Origin of the sequence: Noviluteimonas gilva (genome assembly GCF_009740395.1) — a bacterium.
Classification (GTDB): domain Bacteria; phylum Pseudomonadota; class Gammaproteobacteria; order Xanthomonadales; family Xanthomonadaceae; genus Noviluteimonas; species Noviluteimonas gilva.
The window spans coordinates 23182-46276 of the sequence record NZ_WOXT01000001.1; the positions used below are offsets into that span (position 1 = coordinate 23182).

Consider the following 23095-nt stretch of genomic DNA (forward strand, 5'->3'; position numbering starts at 1 on the left):
CTAGCCCGTCCTCCCCCGGCCGCTCGCGCCGTTTGGCTTGTAACAAGGGGTCGCGAGGGGCAGCCGATGGTATTTCCGCCGGAACGCGAGGCGGCGTACGTGCAACGGATGTTCGGCTGGCAGGGCACGCGCCTGCGGCGGCTGGTGCTTTTCGCGCCGGTGTTCTTCCTGATTTTCATCGTGATCCAGGCGCTGCTGATGCCGGCGCCCCTGATCGATTGGCTGCGGGCACCGCTCACCTGGGCCGGGATCGTCTTGCTGGGCGCCATCGGCCTGTGGATGCGGACCGTGCGCAGCGCCGACCTGTTCGCCTGGGCGGGCGTGGCGCTGCAGACCTTGTTCCTCGTGTTCTGCGCCCTGAGCACGCGCCCGGGGCACGGCGGGCTCGCGCTGCTGCTGCCGATGTTCGTGGCGACGCCGCTGGTGACCGCGCCGTTCTGGGCGCGCGCGCGGACGGTGTTCATCGCGATCGTCTTCGCCTATCTCGCCGGCGCGCTGGCCCTGTGGCACAGCGCGGCGGGCAGCACGGTGTGGCTGGCCTACGGGATCCAGGCGGTCGTCGGCGGGGTCATCGCAATGGCGATGCACGCGACGGTCGACAACGCGCGCCGCGGGTATTTCCTCGCGGAGGAAGAACTCGAACAACGCGCACGACTCGATGCGCTGACGTCCGTGTTGAATCGCCGTCATTTCATCGAATCGGGCGAAGCGATGCTGCTGCGCATGCGGCCGGGGGAAGTGCTGAGTGCGTGCTTCGTCGACCTCGATCATTTCAAGCGCGTGAACGACGAGGGTGGGCATCGCGTCGGGGATCAGCTATTGGCCGCCGTCGCGCATTGCCTGCTGGAATTGCAGGGCGAAAACCGTTTGATCGGGCGCGTCGGGGGCGAAGAGTTCGCGCTGCTGCTGCCCGGCATGCACGCGCAGGAAGCGGAGCGATTCATCGCCACGGTGTGCGAACGCATCGGTGCGTTGGCGGTCGACGGATACTCGTGTACCGCGAGCGTGGGCGTCGCCGAATGGGACGGCAGCGAGACGCTCTCCGATCTGTTGCATCGCGCGGATTTGGCGTTGCTGGCTGCGAAGCGTGGTGGGCGCAATCGCATCGTGCAGTGGAGCGCGGGCGTCGCGGCTTGAGTTGGAGCGATCTCTTCGGAAGGACGGCGCACCACGTCGCGCGGCGAGTCGTCCGTCCGAAGTGGCGCTCTTGATTTACTCGGACGTCGACGGCTTCGACGTCGCAGGCTTCGATTCAGCGGGCTTCGACTCCGACGGCTTACTCGCCTCGCCCGTCAAGTTCTTCTTCTTGTCGCCATCTTTCTTGAAGTCGGTCTCGTACCAACCGCTGCCCGACAGGCGGAACGACGGCGCGGTGATCGCTCGCTTCACCGTTTCCTTGCCGCACACGGGGCACGTGGTCGGGTCGGCGTCGGCCATCTTCTGCAGGCGGTCGAAGGTGTGGCCGCAGTGGGTGCATTCGAAAGCGTAGATGGGCATGGAATGTCGGCTCGTTGAATGGTCAGGCGGCGTCGTACAGGGCGAGCAGGTCGGCTTCGGCGCGTTCGAGATCGCTGCGCAGTTTCGATTGCTCCTTGCCGAGATCGCTCGCGCGTCCATCGGCATAGGCCTTCGGATCGGCGAGTTGCGCGTCGATCTGCGCGATCTTCGCCTCCAGCTCCGCCACGCGCGCTTCAGCCTTCTGCAACGCGTGCGTGTTGATCTTCTTCGCGGGCGCTTTCGGTGGCGGCGGCGGTGCGGCGACGGCCTGCGCTTTCGCAGCTTTTTCGGCCTTCGACGACTCGCTGCCCGGTCGCGAACGCAACCATGCGGCGTATTGATCCAGGTCGCCGTCGAAGTCTTCGACCTTGTGGTCGGCCACGCGCACGAAGCGATCGCAGACCAGGCCGATCAGGTGTCGGTCATGCGACACCAGCACGATCGCGCCATCGAAATCGCTCAGCGCTTCGGCGAGCGCTTCGCGCATGTCGAGGTCGAGGTGGTTGGTCGGTTCGTCGAGTAGCAGCACGTTGGGCTGCTTGAACGCGATCATCGCCAGCGCCAGGCGCGCCTTTTCGCCGCCGGAGAAGCCGTCGATCGATTCGAACGCGCGGTCGCCCGGGAAATTCCACTTGCCGAGGAAATCGCGGAACACCTGCGTGGGCAGATCGCCGGCCACCTTGCGCAGATGATCGATGGGCGTCTGCCCCGCCATCAGCGATTCGACGGTGTGCTGCGCGAAGTAACCGATGCGCATGTCCGGATGCGCGATGCGCTCGCCCGCGAGCAGCGGCAGTTCGCCGACGAGCGTCTTCACGAGCGTGGATTTACCGGCGCCGTTCGGGCCCAGCAAACCGACGCGATCGCCCGCTTCCAGGCCGAAGTTCACGTCGCCCAGGATCTTGACCTCGCCGTAGCCGGCATCGACATCGCGCAAACGCACGAGCGAGGTCGGCAGCTTCTGCGGCTCGGGGAAGGTGATGTGCAGCGAACGTTCGGCGCGCACGGCTTCGGTGCCCGCCAGTTTCGCCAGGCGCTTCATGCGCGACTGTGCTTGCTTCGCCTTGCTCGCCTTGGCCTTGAAGCGATCGATGAACGACTGCAGGTGCGCGCGCTCGACCTGTTCCTTCTCGAACGCGATCTGCTGCTGGCGCAATTGCTCGGCGCGCTGGCGTTCGAACGCCGTGTAGTCGCCGGTGTAGAGCTTCGCGCGCTGCTCGTGCAGGTGCAGCGTGTGCGTACAGATGTTGTCGAGGAATTCGCGGTCGTGCGAGATCACCAGCAGCGTGCCGGGATAGCGCAGCAGCCATTGTTCGAGCCACAGCACCGCGTCGAGGTCGAGGTGGTTGGTCGGTTCGTCGAGCAGCAGCAAATCGCTCGGCGTCATCAGCGCGCGCGCGACGTTGAGGCGCACGCGCCAGCCGCCCGAGAAATCCGACACCGCCTTGGCGTGCGTTTCCGGCGGAAAGCCCAGGCCGTGCAGCAAGCGGCCCGCGCGCGCGGTGGCGTCGTAGCCGTTGAGCTCTTCCAGCTTGTGGTGCGCGACGGCGACCGCTTCCCAGTCTTCGTTCGCGAACGCGTTGGCTTCCATCTGGATCGCGTCGTGCACGGCCTGGTCGCCGGAAAGCACGAAGTCGATCGCAGAATCGGGCAGCGACGGGGTTTCCTGCGCGACCGAGGCGATGCGCGCCTTGCCCGGCAGGTCGAGGTCGCCCTTGTCGGGCTCCACTTCGCCCATCAGCGCGGCGAACAACGAGGTCTTGCCCGTGCCGTTGCGCCCGACCACGCCCACGCGCCACCCCGCATGCAGGGTGAGGTCGACGTCGGACAACAGGAGGCGTTCGCCCCGGCGGAGGGCGAAATTGCGGAAAGAAATCATAAGCCGGCCATTTTAGCTGGATGGAGGGCCCGAACGCGCCCTCATTCCTTCCTGAACAACAACTTCCCGCCTTCCGCCTCGACCTGGATCGCATCGCCGCTCACGAACTCGCCCGACAGGATCATCTGCGCCAGCGGATTCTCCAGCTGCTGCTGGATCGCCCGCTTCAACGGGCGCGCGCCGTACACCGGGTCGAACCCCACGTTGCCCAGCAAGGTGAGCGCCGAATCGCCGATCGAAATGCGGATGCCGCGCTCGGCCAGGCGCTTGCCGAGGTATTGCGTCTGGATGCGCGCGATCTCGCGGATCTGCGCCTTGTCGAGCGGATGGAACACGACGATCTCGTCGAGCCGGTTGATGAATTCCGGCCGGAAATGCGCCTGGACCACGCCCATCACCGCGGCCTTCATCTGCGTGTAGGCCTCCGGCGTTTCGCCCGAGAGCTCCTGGATCATCTGCGACCCCAGGTTGGAGGTCATCACGATCACCGTGTTGCGGAAATCGACCGTGCGCCCCTGCCCGTCCGTCAGGCGCCCGTCGTCGAGCACCTGCAACAGGATGTTGAACACGTCCGAATGCGCCTTCTCGACTTCATCGAGCAGGATCACGCTGTACGGCCGGCGACGCACCGCTTCGGTGAGATAACCGCCTTCTTCGTAACCGACGTAGCCCGGAGGCGCACCGATCAGGCGCGCGACCGAGTGCTTCTCCATGAATTCGCTCATGTCGATGCGCACCATCGCGTCGGGCGAATCGAACAGGAAATCCGCCAGCGCCTTGGTCAGTTCGGTCTTGCCCACGCCCGTCGGGCCGAGGAAGAGGAAGGACCCATTGGGCCGATTCGGATCCGACAGGCCCGCGCGCGAACGCCGGATCGCATCGGAGGCCGCGCGCACCGCTTCGGCCTGGCCGACGACGCGCTTCTGCAACACCGACTCCATCTGCAGCAGCTTTTCGCGCTCGCCTTCGAGCATCTTGCTGACCGGAATGCCGGTCCAGCGCGACACCACTTCCGCGATTTCTTCGGCCGTGACCTTGTCCTGCAGCAGCGTGAAACCCTTGGATTCGACTTCCTGCGCGGCCTGCAATTGCTTCTCCAACTCAGGCAAGCGGCCGTACTGGATTTCGCTCATCGTCGCGAAATCCTGCTTGCGTTGCGCGGCTTCGAGTTCGAGCTTGGCCTGTTCGATCTGCTCCTTGATCTTCGTCGCGCCCTGGAGCGTGGCCTTTTCGGCTTTCCACACTTCTTCCAGGTCGTTGTATTCGCGTTCGAGGCGATCGATTTCGTCCTGCAGATCCTGCAGGCGCTGCTTCGACTCGGCGTCCTTTTCCTTCTTCAAGGCTTCACGCTGGATCTTCAGCTGGATCAGGCGACGTTCCTTGCGATCCAGTTCCTCGGGCTTGGAATCGATCTCCATGCGGATGCGCGAGGCCGCTTCGTCCATCAGATCGATGGCCTTGTCCGGCAACTGGCGGTCGCTGATGTAGCGATGCGACAGCGTGGCCGCGGCGACGATCGCCGGATCGGTGATCTCAACGCCGTGGTGCAGCGCGTACTTTTCCTTCAGGCCGCGCAGGATCGCGATGGTGTCTTCGACGCTCGGTTCGCCGACGTAGACCTTCTGGAAGCGGCGCTCGAGCGCGGCATCCTTCTCGATGTACTTGCGGTATTCGTCGAGCGTGGTCGCGCCGATGCAATGCAGCTCGCCGCGCGCGAGCGCGGGCTTGAGCATGTTGCCGGCGTCCATCGCGCCTTCGGCCTTGCCGGCGCCGACCATCGTGTGCAGCTCGTCGATGAACAGGATGATCTGGCCTTCGTTCTTCGCCAGGTCGTTGAGCACGGCTTTCAGGCGCTCTTCGAATTCACCGCGGAACTTCGCACCGGCGATCAGCGCGCCCATGTCGAGCGACAACACGCGGCGGCCACGAAGGCCTTCGGGCACTTCGTTGTTGATGATGCGCTGCGCGAGGCCTTCGACGATCGCAGTCTTGCCCACGCCCGGCTCGCCAATGAGCACCGGGTTGTTCTTGGTGCGGCGCTGCAGGACCTGGATGGTGCGGCGGATTTCTTCGTCGCGGCCGACGACCGGATCGAGCTTGCCTTTCTCGGCGCGCTCGGTGAGATCGATGGTGTATTTCGCGAGCGCCTGGCGCTGGTCCTCGGCGTTTTCGCTCTGCACTTTCTCGCCGCCGCGAATGGCGTCGATGGCGGCTTCGAGCTTCTGCTTCGACGCGCCGGCGGATTTGAGCGCGCGGCCGGCCTCGGTGTTGTCGTCGGCCAGCGCGAGGAGGAACAACTCGCTCGCGATGAAGGTATCGCCGCGCTGCTGCGCGAGCTTGTCGGTGACGTTGAGCAGGCGCGCCAGGTCGTTGCCGACGCTGATGTTGCCCGCCTGGCCGGAGACCTTCGGCAGTTTGTCGAGCGCCTCGCCGATGCGTTCGCGCAGCAGCGGCACGTTGACGCCGGCCTGGGTGAGGACCGAGCGGCCGGTACCGCCTTGCTGGTCGAGCAGCGCGGCCAGCAGGTGGACCGGCTCGATCACGCTGTGGTCGCGGCCGACGGCCAGCGATTGCGCGTCGGACAGCGCTTCCTGGAATCGCGACGTCAGTTTGTCCATTCGCATGGGGATGGAACCTCCTGGAGGCTGGGGCCGGCCCCGGGGCCGGCGAATAGCGTGGATGTGCGGGCGTGGAGGCCGGATGCAAGCGCCGGTCCGGGTATCCTGTCGGCTGTTTTTCAGGCTCGGCGGTCGAAGACGCATGGCGCGGTGGATGTGGGGGGCGCTCAACGCGCTGCAGGCGGTTTTCATGGTCGTGGTCACCCTGGTGGGGTTCCCGGTCGCCCTGGTCCTGAGCGTGTTGCTCGGTCCGCGGATGCCGCTGCGCCTGGCGGCCTGGTACTGGTCGCCGCTGTTGTTCGCCGGCGCGGGCGCGAAGCTCGAGGTCGAGGGCGCCGAACGCATCGATTGGTCCAGGCCGATGGTGCTCGTCGCCAACCATCAGTCGATGATCGACATCCCGTCCTTGTTCCGCGCCGTGCCCGTGCCCTTGCGCTTCGTGCTCAAGCGCGAAGTCGCGTCGGTCCCGATCGTGGGTTGGTACGCGCGGATGATGGGCATGGTGTTCATCGATCGCGGCAACGCGCGCGATGCCCGGCGCAAGCTCGGCGCCGCGGCCGACAAATTGCGCGGCAATGCGACGTTCGCGGCCTTCCCCGAAGGCACGCGCAGCAAGGACGGCGTGGTCGGTCCGTTCAAGGCCGGCGCCCTGCAGCTGGCGCTGGAAGCCGGCGTGCAGGTGTTGCCCGTGGCGATCGACGGCGCGGGCAAGGTGTTGCCGCCCGCGGGGTTCATCGTGCGGCCGGGCACCATCCGCGTGCGCTTCGGCACGCCGATCGACACCGCGGGCCTGCAGGCGAACGAGCGGAACGCGCTGACGCAGCGCGCGCGCGAACAGATCGTGGCGCTGCTCGGCCAAACCTGACGCGATGACCTTCCGCGTCCTCGTCCTCGGCGGTTACGGCCAATTCGGCCGGCGCATCGTCGAAGCGTTGGCGGGCGATGCGGACATGGCGGTGATCGTCGCGGGGCGTGATGTCGCGCAAGCCTCCGCGTTGTGCGATGCGTTGCGGCCGACCGCGCGCGCGACGCTCGAAGCCGAAGCGATCGACATCACGGGCGGCTTCGACGAAGCATTGCGTCGCGCGCGTCCCGATCTGGTCATCCACACGGCCGGGCCGTTCCAGGCGCAGGGATACGACGTCGCGCGTGCAACCTTGGGCTTCGGTGCGCATTACGTCGATCTCGCGGATGGGCGCGCGTTCGTCGAAGGGTTCGACGCGCTCGATGCATTGGCGAAATCCTGCGGCCGACGCGCGATCACCGGCGCGAGCAGCGTGCCCGGCATCAGCGCGGCGGTGATCGAAGCGCACGCGGATCGGTTCGCGACGCTCGAAACCGTCGAATCGGGCATCAGCCCCGGCAACCGCACGGAACGGGGATTGGCGACGACGCGCGCGATCCTGGGTTACGTCGGGCGTCCGTTCATGGCGAAGGTCGACGGTGCGTTCCGCCGCGTGCATGGGTGGCAGTCGTTGCGGCGCGAGACGTTCGAAGGCGTCGGCGCGCGTTGGTTCGCGCGGTGCGAAGTGCCGGATGTCGGTGTGTTGCCGCGGCGTTATCCGCAGTTGCGTACGTGCGATTTCCGCGCGGGGCTCGAATTGCGCCGCATGCATTTCGGCTTGTGGTGCGCGAGTTGGTTCGTGCGTGCGGGGCTGTATTCGCGTTTGCCCGATCGCGCCGAAATTCTGCTGGCGATCAGCGAACGCTGGTTGTCGAGCGGCAGCGATATCGGGCTGATGTATGTCGACATGTGCGGCCGCGGGCACGACGGCGCGCCATTGCGCTTGCGATGGACGATCGTCGCGCGCGAGGGCACGGGCCCGCGCATTCCTGCGACACCGGCGGTCGTCCTCGCGCGCAAGCTCGCACGCGGAACGCTGACCGGCAGTGGTGCGACGGCGTGCCTGGATCTATTCACGCTGCAGGCGTGCGTGGACGCGCTCGACGATCCCGCGATCACGACATCGCTGACGACGCTGCCTTAATCCAGGAAACGATGCGCCTCGTGCGGCGCAGGCACGCGACACGCCGCGTGCTGCCCGAACCAACGATAGCGATTGCGTGCGACCAGCCGATACAAGCGGTCGCGCAGCGACTTCGGGATCACGCGCATCGCGTGCGCCACGCGCCATGCACCGCCGAGGCCGGCGACAACGCGGGCAATCGCGTCCGTATCCCGATGCGCGCCTTGCGCATCGATCAACAGGAACGACGACGGATCGTCAGGATCCAGCCCATGCGCCGCGAGCAACGCACGCCCGTTTGCGCCCTGCATCGCCGCGAAGCGATAACGCGCCCGGCCGTCATGCCGCAGCAGGAAATCCACCCAGCCGTTGCACAGCACGCAGGTGCCGTCGAACACGATCGTCGCGGTGGCGTCAGGCCTGTTCAAGCCAGCCCTCGTAACGAATGATGCGGCCGATCCACGGCAGCGCGGCTTCCACGAGGGATTCGAAGCGCTCACCGTTCTGGCGTTCGCGGCAGCGCACGCGTGCGAACCACGTCGGCGGCAGCGGAATGACGCCGAGCAAGCGCACGCCGGTGGTCGCCCACAGTAGTTCGCCGTCGTGTTCGCCGAGCGAGAAATAGAACTCGACCAGGCCGAGTTTCTCGACCAGTCGATCGTTCCACGCGCGATAACGCGACGCCATGCGCGCGCCGCCGAAATCGCGGCGCCAGGTTTCGCCATCGCCGTCGGGCGCCAGCGTCACTTGCGTCGGGACGTTCGTGGCCGAGGGCGGAAGCTGCGTGGTCAATGCGAAGAACGGCACGAGCCAATGCGTGCCGCGCGTGATCGTCGCTTCGCCGCGCCAAACGGTCTCGCGTTCGACGGTGTGCAGCGCGCGGACTTGCGGCGCGAGGCGATCGAATTGTTCGCGCAGGACGCGGCGGAAAAGGGTCGTGGTCAAAGCGCGTATCTGCCGAGCCAGTGCCCGCTCCATTCCAGGGTATAGCGATCGCATTCGAATTGCAGGCGCCCGGTCGGCTTGCACGTGCGGGGCACCGCGTCGATGGGCGCGTCGTACTCGAACCACGAGATGTTGACGTCGAGGTTGGACGTCAGGTCGATGTTCGACGCGGATGCCGGAAGATCTTCGGGGAGCCAATGGCCGATCTCGGGGCGCGCTTGCTCGTAGGTCGCGAACGAACGCTCGTCCTCGTAGTCGGACCAGCGGACCGCGCCGTCCGCCAACATCGGCAGGCCGACGACGACCAGGACGACCTTCGCAATCACCGAAGCCATGCAATTGTCGCCATGCGTCCTGTCGTTTGATCCCGGCGGTGCGAGAAGTAGCTTGCGTCGGCGATCGTATCGAATCCGCCACCATGGACATCGGTCACGCCCGCGACCGCGAGGCGTTGGCGCGCGAGCGCGTACAGGTCGACGCGCCAGTGCCCTTCGCGCGTGGAGACGAAGGCGGATTCGGCCGCCGGGTCGTGCGCGACGAAGGTGTCGTGCACTTCGCGGCCGATTTCGTAGGACTGCGGACCGGCGGCGGGGCCGAGCCAGGCGACGATGCCGTCGCGCGGGGTACGCATCGCGTCGAGCGTCGCTTCGAGGACGCCCGCGGCCAGCCCACGCCAGCCCGCGTGCGCGGCGGCGAGTTCGTCGCCGGCGCGCGAGGCGAAGACGACCGGCATGCAGTCGGCGGTGAGGATCGCCAGGACCGTGCCCGGCGTGCGCGTGAGCGCGGCATCGGCTTCGGGTTCCTCCATGTCCGGTTCGATCGCGACGCGGGTGCCGTGGACCTGTCGCAGCCAACGCGGCGCGGATGGCAGCGCGAAGCGTTGGACGAGATCCGCACGATTGCGTTCGACCGTCGCCGCGTCGTCCCCGCTGCGCAGGCCGAGGTTGAAGGTGTCGAAGGGCGCGAGCGAATGTCCGATGCCGTGGCGCTGCGTCGTGAACGCTTCGACGCGATCCGACACCGGCCATTCCGCCCGCGTCGACGTCATCGACCGGACTCCGTCGCCGAGCGCTGATCGTCGCGCAGCGCATCCATCAACTGGCGCATGTCGGCCGGCACCGGCGCGGTGCAGCGGATCGGCTCACCCGACACGGGATGCGCGAATTCCAGCGTTTCGGCATGCAGCGCCTGGCGCTTGAAGCCGCGCAGGGCTTCGATCAGCTCCGGCGTCGCGCCGCGCGGCAGCTTCAGCGGGCCGCCGTACAGGGGATCGCCGACGATCGGGTGCTTCAGATGCGCCATGTGCACGCGGATCTGGTGCGTGCGGCCCGTTTCCAGGCGGCATTCGAGCGCGGTGTGCGCGCGGAAGCGTTCGCGCAGGCGGTAGTGCGTGATCGCTTCGCGGCCGTCTTCGCGCACGGCCATGCGGATGCGGTCGCGCGGGTGGCGGTCGATCGCCGCGTTCGCGGTGCCGCCGGACACCAGCGCGCCGACCACGACGGCCAGGTACTGGCGATGCACGCCGCGCGCGGAGAGTTGTTCGACCAGCGCGGTGTGCGCTTCGAGCGTGCGCGCGACGACCATGACCCCGGAGGTGTCCTTGTCGAGGCGGTGCACGATGCCCGCACGTGGCAGGTTGGCCAGCGCCGGATCGCGATGCAGCAGCGCGTTCACCAGCGTGCCGGCCGGATTGCCGGCGCCGGGATGGACCACCAGTCCCGCGGGCTTGTCGAGGACGAAGACGGCCGGATCCTCGTACAGGACATCGAGCGGGATGTCCTCGGCCACCGCGTGGGTCTGCACTTCCAGGACCACGGTGAGGGACACCGACTCGCCGCCGCGGACCGGATCGCGCCCGCGCACGAGGCGGCCGTCGAGCAGCACATCGCCCGTCTTGATCCACTCCGAAAGCCGCGATCGCGAGAATTCGGGGAACAAATCGGCCACGACGGCGTCGAATCGACGGCCTGCGGCCTCGTCGGGGACGACGGCGGTGCGCGTGGGCTCGCCCGCGGCTTGATCGTTGGGTGTCATCGGTACTCCGGTTCAGCCGCCGGAGGCATGGCCCGGTCCGGCGTGGTTCTTTGGACTGGTATTATCGGCCCTTCGTGCCTTCCCGGCGCCCCTCACGAACCTGCGTCCCGCCCATGACCCCACGTTCCATGCTGCGCCGCCCCCTCCTCCTCCTCCTGCTCGCGGCCCTGGTGCTGTCGATGTCGGGCTGCGGCTCGATCAGCAAGCTCTGGAAGAAGAAGGACGCCAACGAGGGCCAGCCGGTCGAGGCGCTGTACGACAAGGCGCACGAGCAAATGCGCGAAGAGCGCTGGGCCAGCGCCACGGAAACCTGGCAGCGCCTCATCGCCCAGTACCCGTACGGGCCGTACACCGAGCAGGCGCTGATGGAAATGGCGTATGCCGAGTTCAAGTCGGGCAAGCACGACGATGCGGTGTCGACCATCGACCGCTTCATCCGCACCTACCCCACGCACAAGAACATCGCCTACTTCTATTACCTGCGCGGCCTGTCCAACGCCACGCGCAACGCGATCTTCCTGGCGCGCGTGTTCTCGCTGCAGACCTCCAACCGCGATCTCAGCACGCCGATGCAGGCGTACAACGATTTCTCGATCGTGGTCGAGCGCTATCCGAACAGCCGCTACGCCGCCGATGCCGCGCAGCGCATGATTTCGCTGCGCAACCTGTTCGCCAAGCACGAACTCGACACCGCCGTGTATTACCTGCGCCGCGGCGCGGACGTCGCCGCGATCACGCGCGCCAAGTACCTGCTGGAAACCTACCCGCAGAGCTCGTCGCAGGACGACGCGGTCGCCGCGCTGATCGTGGGTTACGAACACATCGGCAACGATGCGCTCGCCGCCGACGCCAAGCGCGTGCTGCAGGCGAACGATCCCGACCACCCGTATTTCTCGGGCGATTGGCCGGATTACCCGTCGACGTTCCGCCGCCTCAACCCGTTCTCGGGCGAGAAGTCGGGCGCGGAGCACGACGAGGACTGAGGTCTTCGCGACGCACAAAAAAACGGCGCCTTCGGGCGCCGTTTTTGTTTCAGCCCTCGCCGGCGTCAGCCGTATCCGTTCGTGATCGGATAGCGGCGTTCGCGACCGAAGGCGCGACGCGAGACCTTAGGCCCCGGCGCCGCCTGGTGGCGCTTCCATTCGCTGATGCGGACCAGGCGCACGACGCGCTCGACCGTCTCCGCGCTGAAACCGGCCGCAATGATTTCTTCCGGCGATTGCTCCAGGTCGACGTGGCGCATCAGGATCGCGTCGAGCACGTCGTACGGCGGCAACGAATCCTGGTCCTTCTGGTTTTCGCGCAGTTCCGCCGAGGGCGGGCGTTCGATCACGGCGGGCGGAATCACCATGCCGCCGTTGGGCGCCGAACCGCTGGCGGCATTGCGCCAGCGCGCGAGCGCGAAGACTTCGGTCTTGTACAGATCCTTGATCGGCGCGTAGCCGCCGCACATGTCGCCGTAGATCGTCGCGTAACCCACCGCGTACTCGCTCTTGTTGCCGGTCGTGAGCAACAGGCCGCCGAGCTTGTTCGCCAGCGCCATGAGAAGTACGCCGCGGCTGCGCGACTGCAGGTTCTCTTCGGTGACATCCACCGGCTTGCCGTCGAACAACGGCGCGAGCGCTTCGAGGAAGCCTTCGAACGGTTTCTCGATCGACACCGCTTCCAGCTTCACGCCGAGCGCGGCGCATTGTTCGGCCGCCAGATCGTTCGACATGTCCGCGGTGTAGCGCGACGGCAGCCGCACCGCGGTGACGTTCTCCGGACCGAGCGCGTCGACCGCGAGCGCGAGCACCATCGCCGAATCGATGCCGCCCGACAATCCGAGCCACACCTTGCGGAAGCCGTTCTTGCCGCAGTAATCGCGGATGCCGCGCACGATCGCGCGCCAGGCGAGCGCATCGCGGCTTTCCTCGTCTTCGACCGGCCACGACACCGGCACGAACTTGCGCGTGCCGCCGTCGAACTCCGCGACGAGCCAATGATCCTCGAACGCGCGCGCCGCCGGATGCACGTGGCCGTCGCCATCGGCGATGACCGACGCGCCGTCGAACACCACCGCGTCCTGCCCGCCGACAACGTTGAGGTAGGCCAACGCGCAACCGGATTCGCGCACGCGATCGGCGATCAGCGCGTCGCGTTGCGCGTGCTTGTCGCGTTCGAACGGCGAAGCGTTGGGCACCAGCACGAGTTGCGCGCCGGCTTCCACCGTGCGCGCCAGCGGTTCGGGGAACCACAGGTCTTCGCAGATCACCACGCCCACGCGCGTGCCGTCGATTTCGAACACGCACGGCTCGCCATCGGGATCGACATCGAAATAGCGGCGCTCGTCGAACACCGCGTAGTTGGGCAACTCGCGCTTGCGATAGGTCTGCTCGACCACGCCGTCGCGCAACACGCTCGCGGCGTTGTAGACGACCGCGCCGGCCGACTGTGGCCAGCCGACGACGGCGACGATGCCCGTCGCGGCCTGCGCGATGCGCACGATCGCCGCTTCGCAATCGGCGAGGAAGCGCGGCCGCAGCAGTAGATCTTCGGGCGGATAGCCGCTGACGGCGAGTTCGGGGAACAACACGATGTCGGCACCGTGGAGGTCCCGCGCCTCGGCGATCAGGGCGGAGATGCGGTCGGCGTTCGCGGTCACCGCGCCCACCGGGAAGTCGAACTGCGCGAGCGCGATGCGGAGCGTCATGCGCGCAGTCTATCGAACCGGCGTTACGCGGCGAACAGGGCCTGCAGCGCGTCGGTGGCCACGGGCTTCACCAGGTGCTGGTCGAAGCCCGCCGCCAGCGCGCGCTGGCGGTCGGCACCCTGCCCGTACCCGGTCACGGCCACCACCTTGGCCTCGCGCGTGCGCGGGTCTTCGCGCAAGCGCCGCACCACCTCGTAACCGTTCATCCCGGGCAGCCCGATGTCGAGCAGCACCAGTTCCGGCGTGTGCACCTGCGCGAGGGCGAGCGCGGCGTCGCCGTCGTGCGCCACCTGCACGTCGTGGCCGAAGTCGGTGAGCAGGTGCGCGAGGGTCTTCGCCGCGTCGATGTTGTCGTCGACCACCAGCACGCGCTTGACGCGAATGGGCGCACGTTGCGAACGCGCTGCACCCGACGGCGATTCCGCCATCGCCATCGCCAGCGGCAAGGTCACGATGAACTCCGCGCCCTCGCCCAGGCCCGCGCTGCGCGCTTCCACCGCGCCGCCGTGCAACTCGACGAGGCTGCGCACGACGGTGAGCCCGATGCCCAGCCCGCCCTGCGCGCGATCCAGGCCGCGCTCGGCCTGGCTGAAGAGATCGAACACATTCGCGATCGTGTCGGGCGTCATGCCGATGCCGTTGTCGCGCACGCACAGTTCGGCGATCTGCTCGCGCAGGCGCAGCTCGACCACGATGCGGCCGTTCGGATCGGTGTACTTGCCGGCGTTGGTCATCAGGTTGACCAGCACCTGCTCCAGGCGCACCGGATCGCCGTCGACGACCACCGGCCGACCGGGGACGATGCACACGACATCGTGCTGCTTCTCTTCCATCGCGACCTGCACGCTTTCCATCGCGCGGTCGACGATGCTGCGCAGATCCACGCGCGCGCGGTCGAGTTCGATGAGGCCGCGCGTGATGCGCGAAACGTCGAGCAGATCGTTGACCAGGCGACCGAGGTTGCCCGTCTGGCGCTGCAGGACATCGAGCAGATAGCGCGTGCGTTCATCCGGTGCTTCATGCGCCTGCAACAGCGCGATGGCGTTGCGCACCGGCGCGAGTGGATTGCGCAACTCGTGCGCGAGCATCGCGAGGAACTCGTCCTTGCGCTGGTCGGCGATCGTGAGTTGCTGCATCAGCGATTCGACACGACGCCGCGCCAGCACCGTCTCGGTGACCTGATAGGCGAATACCAAGATCGCGTCGACGCTGCCGGTTTCCACGTCGCGGATCGGCTGGTACAGGAAATTGAAAACGTGCTCTTCGATGCGGCCGGTGTTGGTCGCGTCCATGTAGACGCTGGATTCGGTGCCGACGTAAGGCACGCCGGTGCGGCGCACCTGGTCCAGCAAGTCGAAGAAGGGCTGGCCCTCGAGCTCCGGCAAGGCTTCGCGAATCGGCTTGCCGACGATGTCGCGGTCGCCGAACAGCTTCATGTAGAGCGGGTTGGCCAGTTCGAACACCTGCGAAGGCCCGCGCAGCAATGCAATGCATGCCGGCGCTTGCTCGAACAGCTCACGCAACGCACCGCGCTGTCGTTCGATTTCCGCGCGGCGCTGCGCACGTTCGATCTGCAGCGACACGCGCGCCAGCAATTCCTTCGCCGAGAACGGCTTGACGAGGTAATCGTCGGCGCCGCCTTCGACGCCCTCGGCACGCGCGTCTTCGCCGGCGCGCGCGGACAACATCACGATGGGCAGGCCGCGCGTGCGGGGATCGGCGCGCAAGGCGGCGGTCAGGCCGAAACCATCCAGGCCCGGCATCATCACGTCGGTCAGCACGAGGTCGGGCTGCGATGCGCCGATGGCCTCCAGGGCTTCATTGCCGTTGCCGACCGCATGCACCGCGTAACCGTCGCCTTCGAGCAGGCGCCGCACGTAGTCGCGCATGTCGGCGTTGTCGTCGGCGAGCAGGATCGTGCCGCGGACGTTGGCGTCGGACGGCGCGTGCTGCGCCGCGATGCCGGTCCTGTCCAGCCAGCGCTCGGCTTCCTGCACGTAACTCGTGGCGGCCGTGCCGGGCGTTGCCTCCACCTCGGTCTCGCCGATCCTGTCGGGCGCCAGGTGCGCGGTGCCGCGCGGGATCGTCACGGTGAAACGCGTGCCGGCGCCGGGCGTGCTGTCGGCCTCGATGCGGCCGCCGTGCATCTTCACCAGTTCCAGCACCATCGCAAGGCCGATGCCGGAGCCTTCGTGCGTGCGCGCCTGCGCATCCTGCACGCGGTGGAAACGCTCGAACAAGCGCGGGAGTTCTTCCGGCGCGATACCGATGCCGGTGTCTTCGACGACGAGTTCGACATCGTGTTCCAACTCGCGCAGCGCGACGCGAATGCCACCGTCGAAGGTGAACTTGAACGCGTTCGACAACAGGTTGAGGACGATCTTCTCCCACATCTCGCGGTCGACGTGGACCGGCGACGACAACGCGGGAACGTCGACGTCCAGACGCAGGCCCGCCTTCTCGGTCGCCGAGCGGAACATGCTCGCCAGCTCCGCGGTGAACGGTCCGAGCGCGACCGGCACGTAGCGCGCCTGCACGCGCCCGGCTTCGATGCGCGAGAAGTCGAGCAACGCGTTCACCAGGCGCAGCAGGCGCTGCGCATTGCGATGCACCGAAGCGAGGTCTTCGCCGACCAGGGCTTGCGTATCGCACAGCGCTTCTTCGACCGGCGCGAGCAGCAGCGTGAGCGGCGTGCGGAATTCGTGGCTGATGTTGCTGAAGAACGCGGTCTTCGCGCGATCGAGTTCGGCGAGCGCAAGCGCACGGCGGCGCTCCTCTTCGTAGGCCTGCGCATTCGAGATGTTCGCGCCAACCTGCCCGGCGACCATGTGCAGGAAGGATTGGTAGCCCGGGTCGAGCAGGCGATACGGACTCAAACCCACGACCAGCCACACGTTGCGGCTCGCGCTGCCGGTATGCGGCACGGACAGGACGATCGCCTGCCGCGGCGGCACATCCCATGCGCCGGTGGGCAGCGTGCAGGGCAGCGTCGAGCAATCGACGACCTGCGGCGCATGCGTTCGCAGCGCATCGGCGAGCGGCCAGATCGATCCGTCGAGCGGGCACATCACCGGCGCGGCGGGATGGCCCTCTTCGAGGCCGGCGGCGCTGCACAGGCGCGCATGTTCGTCGTCGGCGTCGGCTTCGAACAGCATGGCGAAGGGCATGTCGCGCGTATCGGTTTCGATCGCCTGCGTGCTCAGGTCGCAAGCGTCGTCGACGGTGCGTGCATCGCCGGTGCGCGCGGCCAGTTCGCGCAGCAAGGCCATCTGGCGTTCGCCCACGATGCGCTGCGTGTCGTCGGTGTTCGCGCAGAAGATCCCGTTCGTGCGCCCGTCGTCGTCGGGCACCGGGCTGTAGGAGAACGTGTAGTACGTTTCTTCCGGATACCCGTTGCGCTCCATGATCAGCAGCAGCGCTTCATCGTAGGTGCCGGTGTTGCCTTCGATCGCGGACGACACGCGCGGCGCGATGGCGTCCCAGATTTCGCTCCACACCTCGGCCGCGGGAATGCCCATCGACTGCGGATGCTTGCCGCCGAGGATGCTGCGATACGCGTCGTTGTAGAGATTGATGAGCGCGTCGCCCCACCAGACGAACATCGGCTGGCGCGAGGTCAACAACACGCGCACGCAGGTGCGCAGGCTGCGGGGCCATTGGTCGACGGGGCCGAGCGGGGTCGCCGCCCAATCGATGCCGCGCATCAGCGCGCCGGTTTCCCCGCCGCCCGCAAACAGATCATCGTCGTGCCGTGCCGCCATGCGTCTACTTCCCCCTGAGCGCGCGCGATGCTGACACCAATCGCGTGGAGCCGCTCTTCACGCGCCGTTGGAGCGATGCGCGGCGCGCAGGACCCGCAATCCGGCCTGTTCCCATTGCCGCGGCCCGCGCGCATTGGCGCAGGCGCGCTGCAAGCGCCCGTCCTCCCAGGCGACGAACACACTCGGGTCGATATACGACTTGCGACAGACCGCGGGCGTGTTTCCCAGGCGCTTGGCCACGCGATCGACGACGGTGTTGCAAAGCGCGTTCGCCACGCGCTGGTTGACGGACCCGTTGTCCTTCAGGGGCACCGCCTGGTCGGCGAGCAGGCGCAACGCCGACATCGTCCCGCCCCACGTGCGGAAGTCCTTCGCGGTGAAGTCCTCCCCCATCGCCTCGCGCAGGTAGTCGTTGACCGTGCCCGAGTCGACCGGCTGCGGCTTCCCGTCGTCGTCTTCGTACTGGAACAACTGCTGCCCCGGCAATTGCTGGATGCGACGCACCAGCCGAGTGAGCCGCGCGTCGTCGAGCACGATCTCGTGATCCTTCCCCGCCTTGCCACGGAACGCGATGCGCGCGCGCCCACCCTTGATGAATTCGATATGGCGATTGCGCAGCGTGGTCAGGCCGAAAGAGTTGTTGGTCTCGGCATACTCGTCGTTCCCCACGCGCACGAGCGTGCCACCAAGCAGAGCAACAACAATCGCGGCCACCTTCTCGCGCGGAAGCCCATCGAGCGCGAGATCGCGGCGCAACGCGCGCCTCAGCTTGGGAAGGGCTTTACCGAACGCCACGATGTGGTCGAACTTCTCGCTCCCCCGCACCTGCGACCATCGCGCGTGATAGCGATACTGCTTCCGCCCACGCGCATCGCGACCGGTCGCCTGGATGTGACCGCTGGGCCGGGCGCAGATCCAGACATCGGTCCACGCAGGCGGAACGGCGAGCTTGCGAATCCGCTCGAGCGTTGCCTTGTCGCGAACGTTGCGCCCTCTCGAATCGAGGTAAGCGAAAGACTTCCCTGCACGCTTGCGCCGAATGCCTGCATCGGCATCGCAAACGTAGGTCAGGCCACCTTCGGCAGCGGATTTCGCGTTCGGGTCGACGTTGGGCATCGACGCAGGCTGGGGGGTTTGGCGTCAAGCCTTTGTTAGGTTCCGGGTGCTCGACCATCATTGGCGCGCCGCCCGAACGTCGATGGTTCCAAATATTTTTTGGGAAAAAAATTTGAAACCATCAACGCTGGGGCATCACCTTGCGGGTCGCTTCGATCAGGGCAACACGCTCGAGCTTTCATTGGTGGGTGCGAAGCAAGCTTCGCACTGGCCGATCTTTTAGGGCGGAGCGCGCTGCCCTTCTGACAGATCGCCGCGAAGGTGCCGATGCCCGAGAGAGGACATCGAGGAGAACGCGCGACCGGAGCTCGGCTCCGAGATGTCCTCGACGGGCAAGGCACCGCCCATCGGGTGTGCTGGCTGTAGGCGCGCACCCATCAACAAGCGACGCCCCCATCACCACCAAGCTGTCGAGCAACCCAACGAGTAGCGCGCAGTGGACGTCGTGTTGGAGGCCACATTGCGGAGCTTGAGCTCTTGCGGAGCAATGTGGCCTCCAATACGGCGCGCCACTGCGCCCCTCTGGTGGCCCCGCCCCAAAAAAAAACGACGCAACTACCTACGCACCCCCCGCCCCCACTCAGCCAACAACACCGCAGTAGCAGCCGCAACGTTCAAACTCTCAACCTTCCCACTACCAGGAATCGAAACGCGCAGATCGCACAACTCGGCGAGCGAAGAAGACATCCCCTCACCTTCCGCCCCGATGACGTACACCAAGCGTTGCGGCAGCGCCGTCTCGAACAAAGGCACCCCACCACGCACCACAGTCGCAGCGAGCGCAAACCCCGCCCCCCGCAACTGCGCCAACGAATTGTCATCGCGCCCCAACCGCACGAACGGAACGGCTTCCGCCCCGCCCTCGGCCACGCGCACCGCCGCACCCGACAACGCGAACGTCGAATGCTTCGGCAACAGAATCGCCGACACACCGAAATGCGCGGCCGAACGCAAAATCGCGCCGACGTTGTGCGGATTGCCGACGCCATCCAACCACAACGCACACACCGGACCCGCCGGCAAATGATGCAGCCACGTCGTCAGCGTCTGCTGCGGCTCGCGCAGCATGTCCGCGACCACGCCCTCGTGATGCTCGCTGCCCGCAAGACGACGCAAGTCGCCCTCGTCCTCGACCACCCGATACCCGACGCGATGCGCCACGCACCAACGCAACATCGGCTGCAACTGCGGAATACGGTCCTGCACCAGATACAACTTGCGCAAAGCTTCCGGCCGGCGATGGAACGCGGCCTTCACCGCGTTCACCCCGTACAGGCGCAACTCGGTTTCGCGATGTTCCCGCGCGTGCTGATGTTCTTCCGACGGCGCTTCCTCGCGATGCACCGGACGCTGCTCGCGCGCCGGCTCACGCGCCTCGCGCGGCGGGCGCGCGTCTTGCGCCGGCCGCTTGGGACCGCGCGACTTCCACGGCGATTCGCGTTCGCTCACGAGGCCTCCTCGGCCGGATGCGTGTCGCCCACCGGGCGAACGGTGGCTTCCAGTTCCTTCAACTCGTGCGCGACCGCTTCGGGCGAGCGCGTGTAGGGCGCGAGCAGCGCATAGAACGCCGGCACGACGAACAGGGACAGCAGCGTCGAGAAACCGACGCCGAAGATCACCACGACGCCGATGGTCGCACGGCTCGCCGAACCGGGACCGCCGGCGAGCACCAGCGGCAACGCGCCGACCATCGTGGCGATCGAGGTCATCAGGATCGGACGCAGGCGCACGCCCGAGGATTCGACGATCGCCTGGTGCACGCTGCGCCCTTCATCGCGCAACTGATTGGCGAACTCGACGATCAGGATGCCGTTCTTCGCCGCCAGGCCCACGAGCATGACGATGCCGATCTGACTGAAGAGATTGAGCGTGCCGCCCGTCACCCACAACCCGATCAGCGCGCCGAGCACGCCCAGCGGCACGGTCAGCATGATCACGAAAGGATGGATGAAGCTTTCGAACTGCGCCGCGAGCACGAGATACACGACGAGCAAGGCCAGCGCGAAGGTCAGCAATACCGCGCCGCCCGCCTGCTGGTACTCGCGCGACTCGCCCTTCCAGTCGATCTGCGCCTGCTCCGGCAATTCCTGTGCGACGACCTGGTTGAGCCAGGTGATCGCATCGCCCATGCGATAGCCGGGCGCCAGGCCCATGCTGATCGTCACCGCACGCAGGCGGTTGAAGCGATTGAGCGAACCCGCCTCGGCGACGTCCTGCAAGGTCACGAGGTTCGACAAGGGAATCAAGGCGCCGTCGCGCGCGCGCACCTGGATGGCCGCCAGATCGGCAGGCGTGGCGCGGCCGGTCTTGTTCGCCTGCACGACGACGTCGTATTCCTCGCCGCCGCGCACGAAGGTCGTGACGCGCCGCGACCCCATCATCGTTTCCAGCGCATGGCCGATGGATTCGACGCTCACGCCCAGATCCGACGCACGCTGGCGATCGATCTGCACGCGCATCTGCGGGCGCGTTTCCTTGTAGTCGCTGTCGGCGCCGACGAGGCCCGGGTTCTGCTCGATGCGTTCGAGCAAACGATCGCGCCACTTCGCCAGTTCCGCGTAATCCGGACCGCCGAGCACGATCTGCACCGGCTGCCCGCGCGTGCGCACCAGACCACCACTGACCTGCGTGGAAATCCGCATGCCGGGCATCGTGTCGAGCTTCTTCTTCAGGTCCTGCGCGACGTTGGCCGTGTCTTCGCTGCGCTGCGACCAATCCTTCAGGAACACGCTGAAGCGCGCGGTGTGCATCTCCTCGCTCGCGCCGAAGCCGCCGGGCACGCGCGCGTTGGCGCGTTCGATCGGGCCGTGACCGATTTCCGGCGCGATGAGCTTCTCGGCCTGCTGCACCTGCTGCACGGTGTAGTCGTAACCCGCACCTTCAGGACCGGTGAGCGTGACGTTGAAGCTGCCGCGATCTTCCGGCGGCGCGAGTTCGGACGGAACGATCTTGAACAGAGCGAAGCTGGCGCCGAGCGCGACGAGCATGATCAGGCCGAAGAACATCGGCCGCTCGACGTTGCCTTCGAGGAAGCGCTTGTAACGCATGGTCACCCAGTCCAGGCGCTTGTTCACCCAGCGATGCACCGGGTTGCCCTTCTCTTCCGAATGCGGCCGCACCAGCTTGGACGACAACATCGGCGTGAGCGTCAGCGCGACGAACGCCGACAACGCGACGGCACCCGCCAGCGCGACCGACAACTCGCGGAACAAGCGACCCGTGTTGCCTTCCATGAAACCGATCGGCAGGAACACCGCGACCAGCACCGCGGTCGTCGCGATCACCGCGAAGGCGACCTGTCGCGTACCGCGCGCGGCTGCCACGAGCTTGGGTTCGCCGAGGTCCGCGCGACGCTGGATGTTTTCCAGCACCACGATCGCATCGTCGACGACCAGGCCGATACACAACACCAACGCGAGCAACGTCAGCAGGTTGATCGAATAACCGAACAGGTACAGCGGCAGGAACGCGGCGATCAAACACACCGGCACCGTGACCGCGGGGATCAACGCGGCACGCACGCTGCCGAGGAAGATCCAGATCACGATCAGCACCAGCACGACTGCTTCGATCAGCGTGTGGTAGACGCGCTCGACCGAGGCGTCGATGAAGGTCGTCGTGTCGAAGGCGACGAAGATCTTCGTGCCCTGCGGGAGCGACGGCGCGATGCGTTCTGCTTCCGCACGCACGGCGCGTGCGACATCGAGCGCGTTCGCCGTCGATGTGCGCGCAACGCCCAGACCGATGTTGTTCTCGCCATTGGAGTGGTAGTACGCGCGACGTTCGGCGGAGGCGAGTTCGACCTTCGCCACATCGCCCAGGCGCACGACGTAACCATCCGGGCCCTTGCCGAGCGGGATCTGCGCGAAGTCTTCGGGCTTCTGGTAATCGCGGGCGACGCGCAGCGTGAAGCCGCGCTCGGCCGATTCGATGCGGCCGGCGGGCAGTTCGACGTTCTCCTGCTGCAGCGCGTTTTCGACATCCTCGACGGTCAGCGCACGCGCGGCGAGCGCATCGCGATCGAGCCACACGCGCATCGCGTAACGCTGCTGGCCACCGATGCGGACCTGCGCGACACCATCGATGCTCGACAACCGGTCGACCACGTACCGCTCGGCGTAGTCGGACAGCTGCAACGAATCCATGTTCGTCGAGCTCATGTTGAGCCAGATGATCGGATCCGAATCGCTTTCGACCTTGCTGACCTGCGGCGGATCGGCTTCTTCCGGCAGGCGGTTGCTCACGCGGCTCACCGCGCCGCGTACGTCGTTGGCCGCGCCTTCGATGTCGCGCGAGAGCGTGAACTCGATGGTGACCGACGAACGTCCGTTGACGCTGCTCGACTGGATCGTCTCGACGCCTTCGATGCCCGACAGCGCGTCTTCCAGCACCTGCGTGACGCGCGTTTCGACCACCTGCGCCGAGGCGCCGGTGTAGTTCACTTCGACCGAAACGATGGGCGGATCGATGGCGGGCAGTTCGCGCAGCGTCAGGCGCGTGAACGCCATGACGCCCAGCACGATGAGCAACAGGCTGATGACGGTCGCGAAGACCGGGCGCTGGATCGAGATGTCGGACAGGCGCAT

General features: G+C 66.8%; 17 protein-coding genes. 4 read left to right on the forward strand and 13 right to left on the reverse strand.

Going from position 1 to position 23095, the window contains the following annotated elements; translation table 11 throughout:
* Nucleotides 1–66 precede the first annotated feature (66 nt).
* Complete coding sequence (locus GN331_RS00140) at nt 67–1137, forward strand: GGDEF domain-containing protein (protein ID WP_156639388.1); 1071 nt, start codon at nt 67–69, stop codon at nt 1135–1137.
* Between the two features lie 75 nt (nt 1138–1212).
* Here the strand turns inward: GN331_RS00140 and GN331_RS00145 are convergent, their stop codons facing one another.
* Genes GN331_RS00145 through clpB form a run of 3 tightly spaced genes read right to left on the reverse strand, consistent with a single transcriptional unit; the run spans nt 1213 to nt 6000 of the window.
* On the reverse strand, nt 1213–1497 hold the full coding sequence (locus GN331_RS00145; protein WP_156639389.1) for an FmdB family zinc ribbon protein: 285 nt from the start codon (nt 1495–1497) through the stop codon (nt 1213–1215).
* Between the two features lie 22 nt (nt 1498–1519).
* On the reverse strand, nt 1520–3376 hold the full coding sequence (locus GN331_RS00150) for an ABC-F family ATP-binding cassette domain-containing protein (protein WP_156639390.1): 1857 nt from the start codon (nt 3374–3376) through the stop codon (nt 1520–1522).
* A gap of 41 nt (nt 3377–3417) precedes the next feature.
* Nucleotides 3418–6000: an ATP-dependent chaperone ClpB gene (gene clpB / locus GN331_RS00155; RefSeq protein WP_156639391.1), complete on the reverse strand. Its 2583-nt coding sequence runs from the start codon at nt 5998–6000 to the stop codon at nt 3418–3420.
* A 184-nt stretch (nt 6001–6184) separates the two neighbouring features.
* Between clpB and GN331_RS00160 the strand changes: the two genes are divergently transcribed.
* Nucleotides 6185–6859, forward strand: a complete 675-nt coding sequence (locus tag GN331_RS00160) for a lysophospholipid acyltransferase family protein (protein ID WP_231734301.1) — start codon at nt 6185–6187, stop codon at nt 6857–6859.
* 4 nt (nt 6860–6863) lie between these two features.
* Nucleotides 6864–7982 carry a saccharopine dehydrogenase family protein gene (locus tag GN331_RS00165; protein ID WP_156639393.1) on the forward strand — a complete coding sequence of 373 codons (1119 nt, stop codon included), beginning with the start codon at nt 6864–6866 and terminating at the stop codon, nt 7980–7982.
* On the opposite strand, the gene GN331_RS16610 is transcribed toward GN331_RS00165, so the two are convergent.
* The 5 genes from GN331_RS16610 to rluD are packed head-to-tail and all read right to left on the reverse strand — an operon-like array spanning nt 7979 to nt 10940.
* Nucleotides 7979–8389 (reverse strand): thiol-disulfide oxidoreductase DCC family protein, encoded by a 411-nt coding sequence (locus tag GN331_RS16610; protein WP_231734302.1) that lies wholly within the window; start codon nt 8387–8389, stop codon nt 7979–7981. The genes GN331_RS00165 and GN331_RS16610 overlap by 4 nt on opposite strands.
* Complete coding sequence (locus tag GN331_RS16615; protein ID WP_231734303.1) at nt 8376–8906, reverse strand: DUF4166 domain-containing protein; 531 nt, start codon at nt 8904–8906, stop codon at nt 8376–8378. Before GN331_RS16615 ends, GN331_RS16610 begins: the two co-directional genes overlap by 14 nt.
* Nucleotides 8903–9241, reverse strand: a complete 339-nt coding sequence (locus tag GN331_RS00175; RefSeq protein WP_156639395.1) for a YbbD-related protein — start codon at nt 9239–9241, stop codon at nt 8903–8905. The genes GN331_RS16615 and GN331_RS00175 overlap by 4 nt, the downstream gene beginning before the upstream one ends.
* Nucleotides 9229–9954 carry a peptidoglycan editing factor PgeF gene (pgeF, locus tag GN331_RS00180; RefSeq protein WP_156639396.1) on the reverse strand — a complete coding sequence of 242 codons (726 nt, stop codon included), beginning with the start codon at nt 9952–9954 and terminating at the stop codon, nt 9229–9231. The genes GN331_RS00175 and pgeF overlap by 13 nt, the downstream gene beginning before the upstream one ends.
* The gene (gene rluD, locus GN331_RS00185) at nt 9951–10940 is read right to left on the reverse strand and encodes a 23S rRNA pseudouridine(1911/1915/1917) synthase RluD (protein WP_156639397.1); all 990 of its coding nucleotides are present in this window, start codon (nt 10938–10940) and stop codon (nt 9951–9953) included. Before rluD ends, pgeF begins: the two co-directional genes overlap by 4 nt.
* A 113-nt stretch (nt 10941–11053) precedes the next feature.
* Here rluD and GN331_RS00190 point away from each other — a divergent pair, with 113 nt between their 5' ends.
* Nucleotides 11054–11923: an outer membrane protein assembly factor BamD gene (locus GN331_RS00190; protein ID WP_425489250.1), complete on the forward strand. Its 870-nt coding sequence runs from the start codon at nt 11054–11056 to the stop codon at nt 11921–11923.
* 65 nt (nt 11924–11988) lie between these two features.
* On the opposite strand, the gene GN331_RS00195 is transcribed toward GN331_RS00190, so the two are convergent.
* From GN331_RS00195 to GN331_RS00215, 5 genes are all read right to left on the reverse strand, one after another.
* Complete coding sequence (locus GN331_RS00195) at nt 11989–13632, reverse strand: NAD+ synthase (protein WP_156639399.1); 1644 nt, start codon at nt 13630–13632, stop codon at nt 11989–11991.
* 23 nt (nt 13633–13655) lie between these two features.
* Nucleotides 13656–17393 (reverse strand): ATP-binding protein, encoded by a 3738-nt coding sequence (locus GN331_RS00200; protein WP_156639400.1) that lies wholly within the window; start codon nt 17391–17393, stop codon nt 13656–13658.
* 57 nt (nt 17394–17450) lie between these two features.
* Nucleotides 17451–18509 (reverse strand): DNA topoisomerase IB, encoded by a 1059-nt coding sequence (locus tag GN331_RS00205; protein ID WP_156639401.1) that lies wholly within the window; start codon nt 18507–18509, stop codon nt 17451–17453.
* A gap of 555 nt (nt 18510–19064) precedes the next feature.
* Complete coding sequence (locus tag GN331_RS00210; protein WP_425489251.1) at nt 19065–19958, reverse strand: TrmH family RNA methyltransferase; 894 nt, start codon at nt 19956–19958, stop codon at nt 19065–19067.
* Complete coding sequence (locus tag GN331_RS00215; RefSeq protein WP_156639402.1) at nt 19955–23095, reverse strand: efflux RND transporter permease subunit; 3141 nt, start codon at nt 23093–23095, stop codon at nt 19955–19957. Before GN331_RS00215 ends, GN331_RS00210 begins: the two co-directional genes overlap by 4 nt.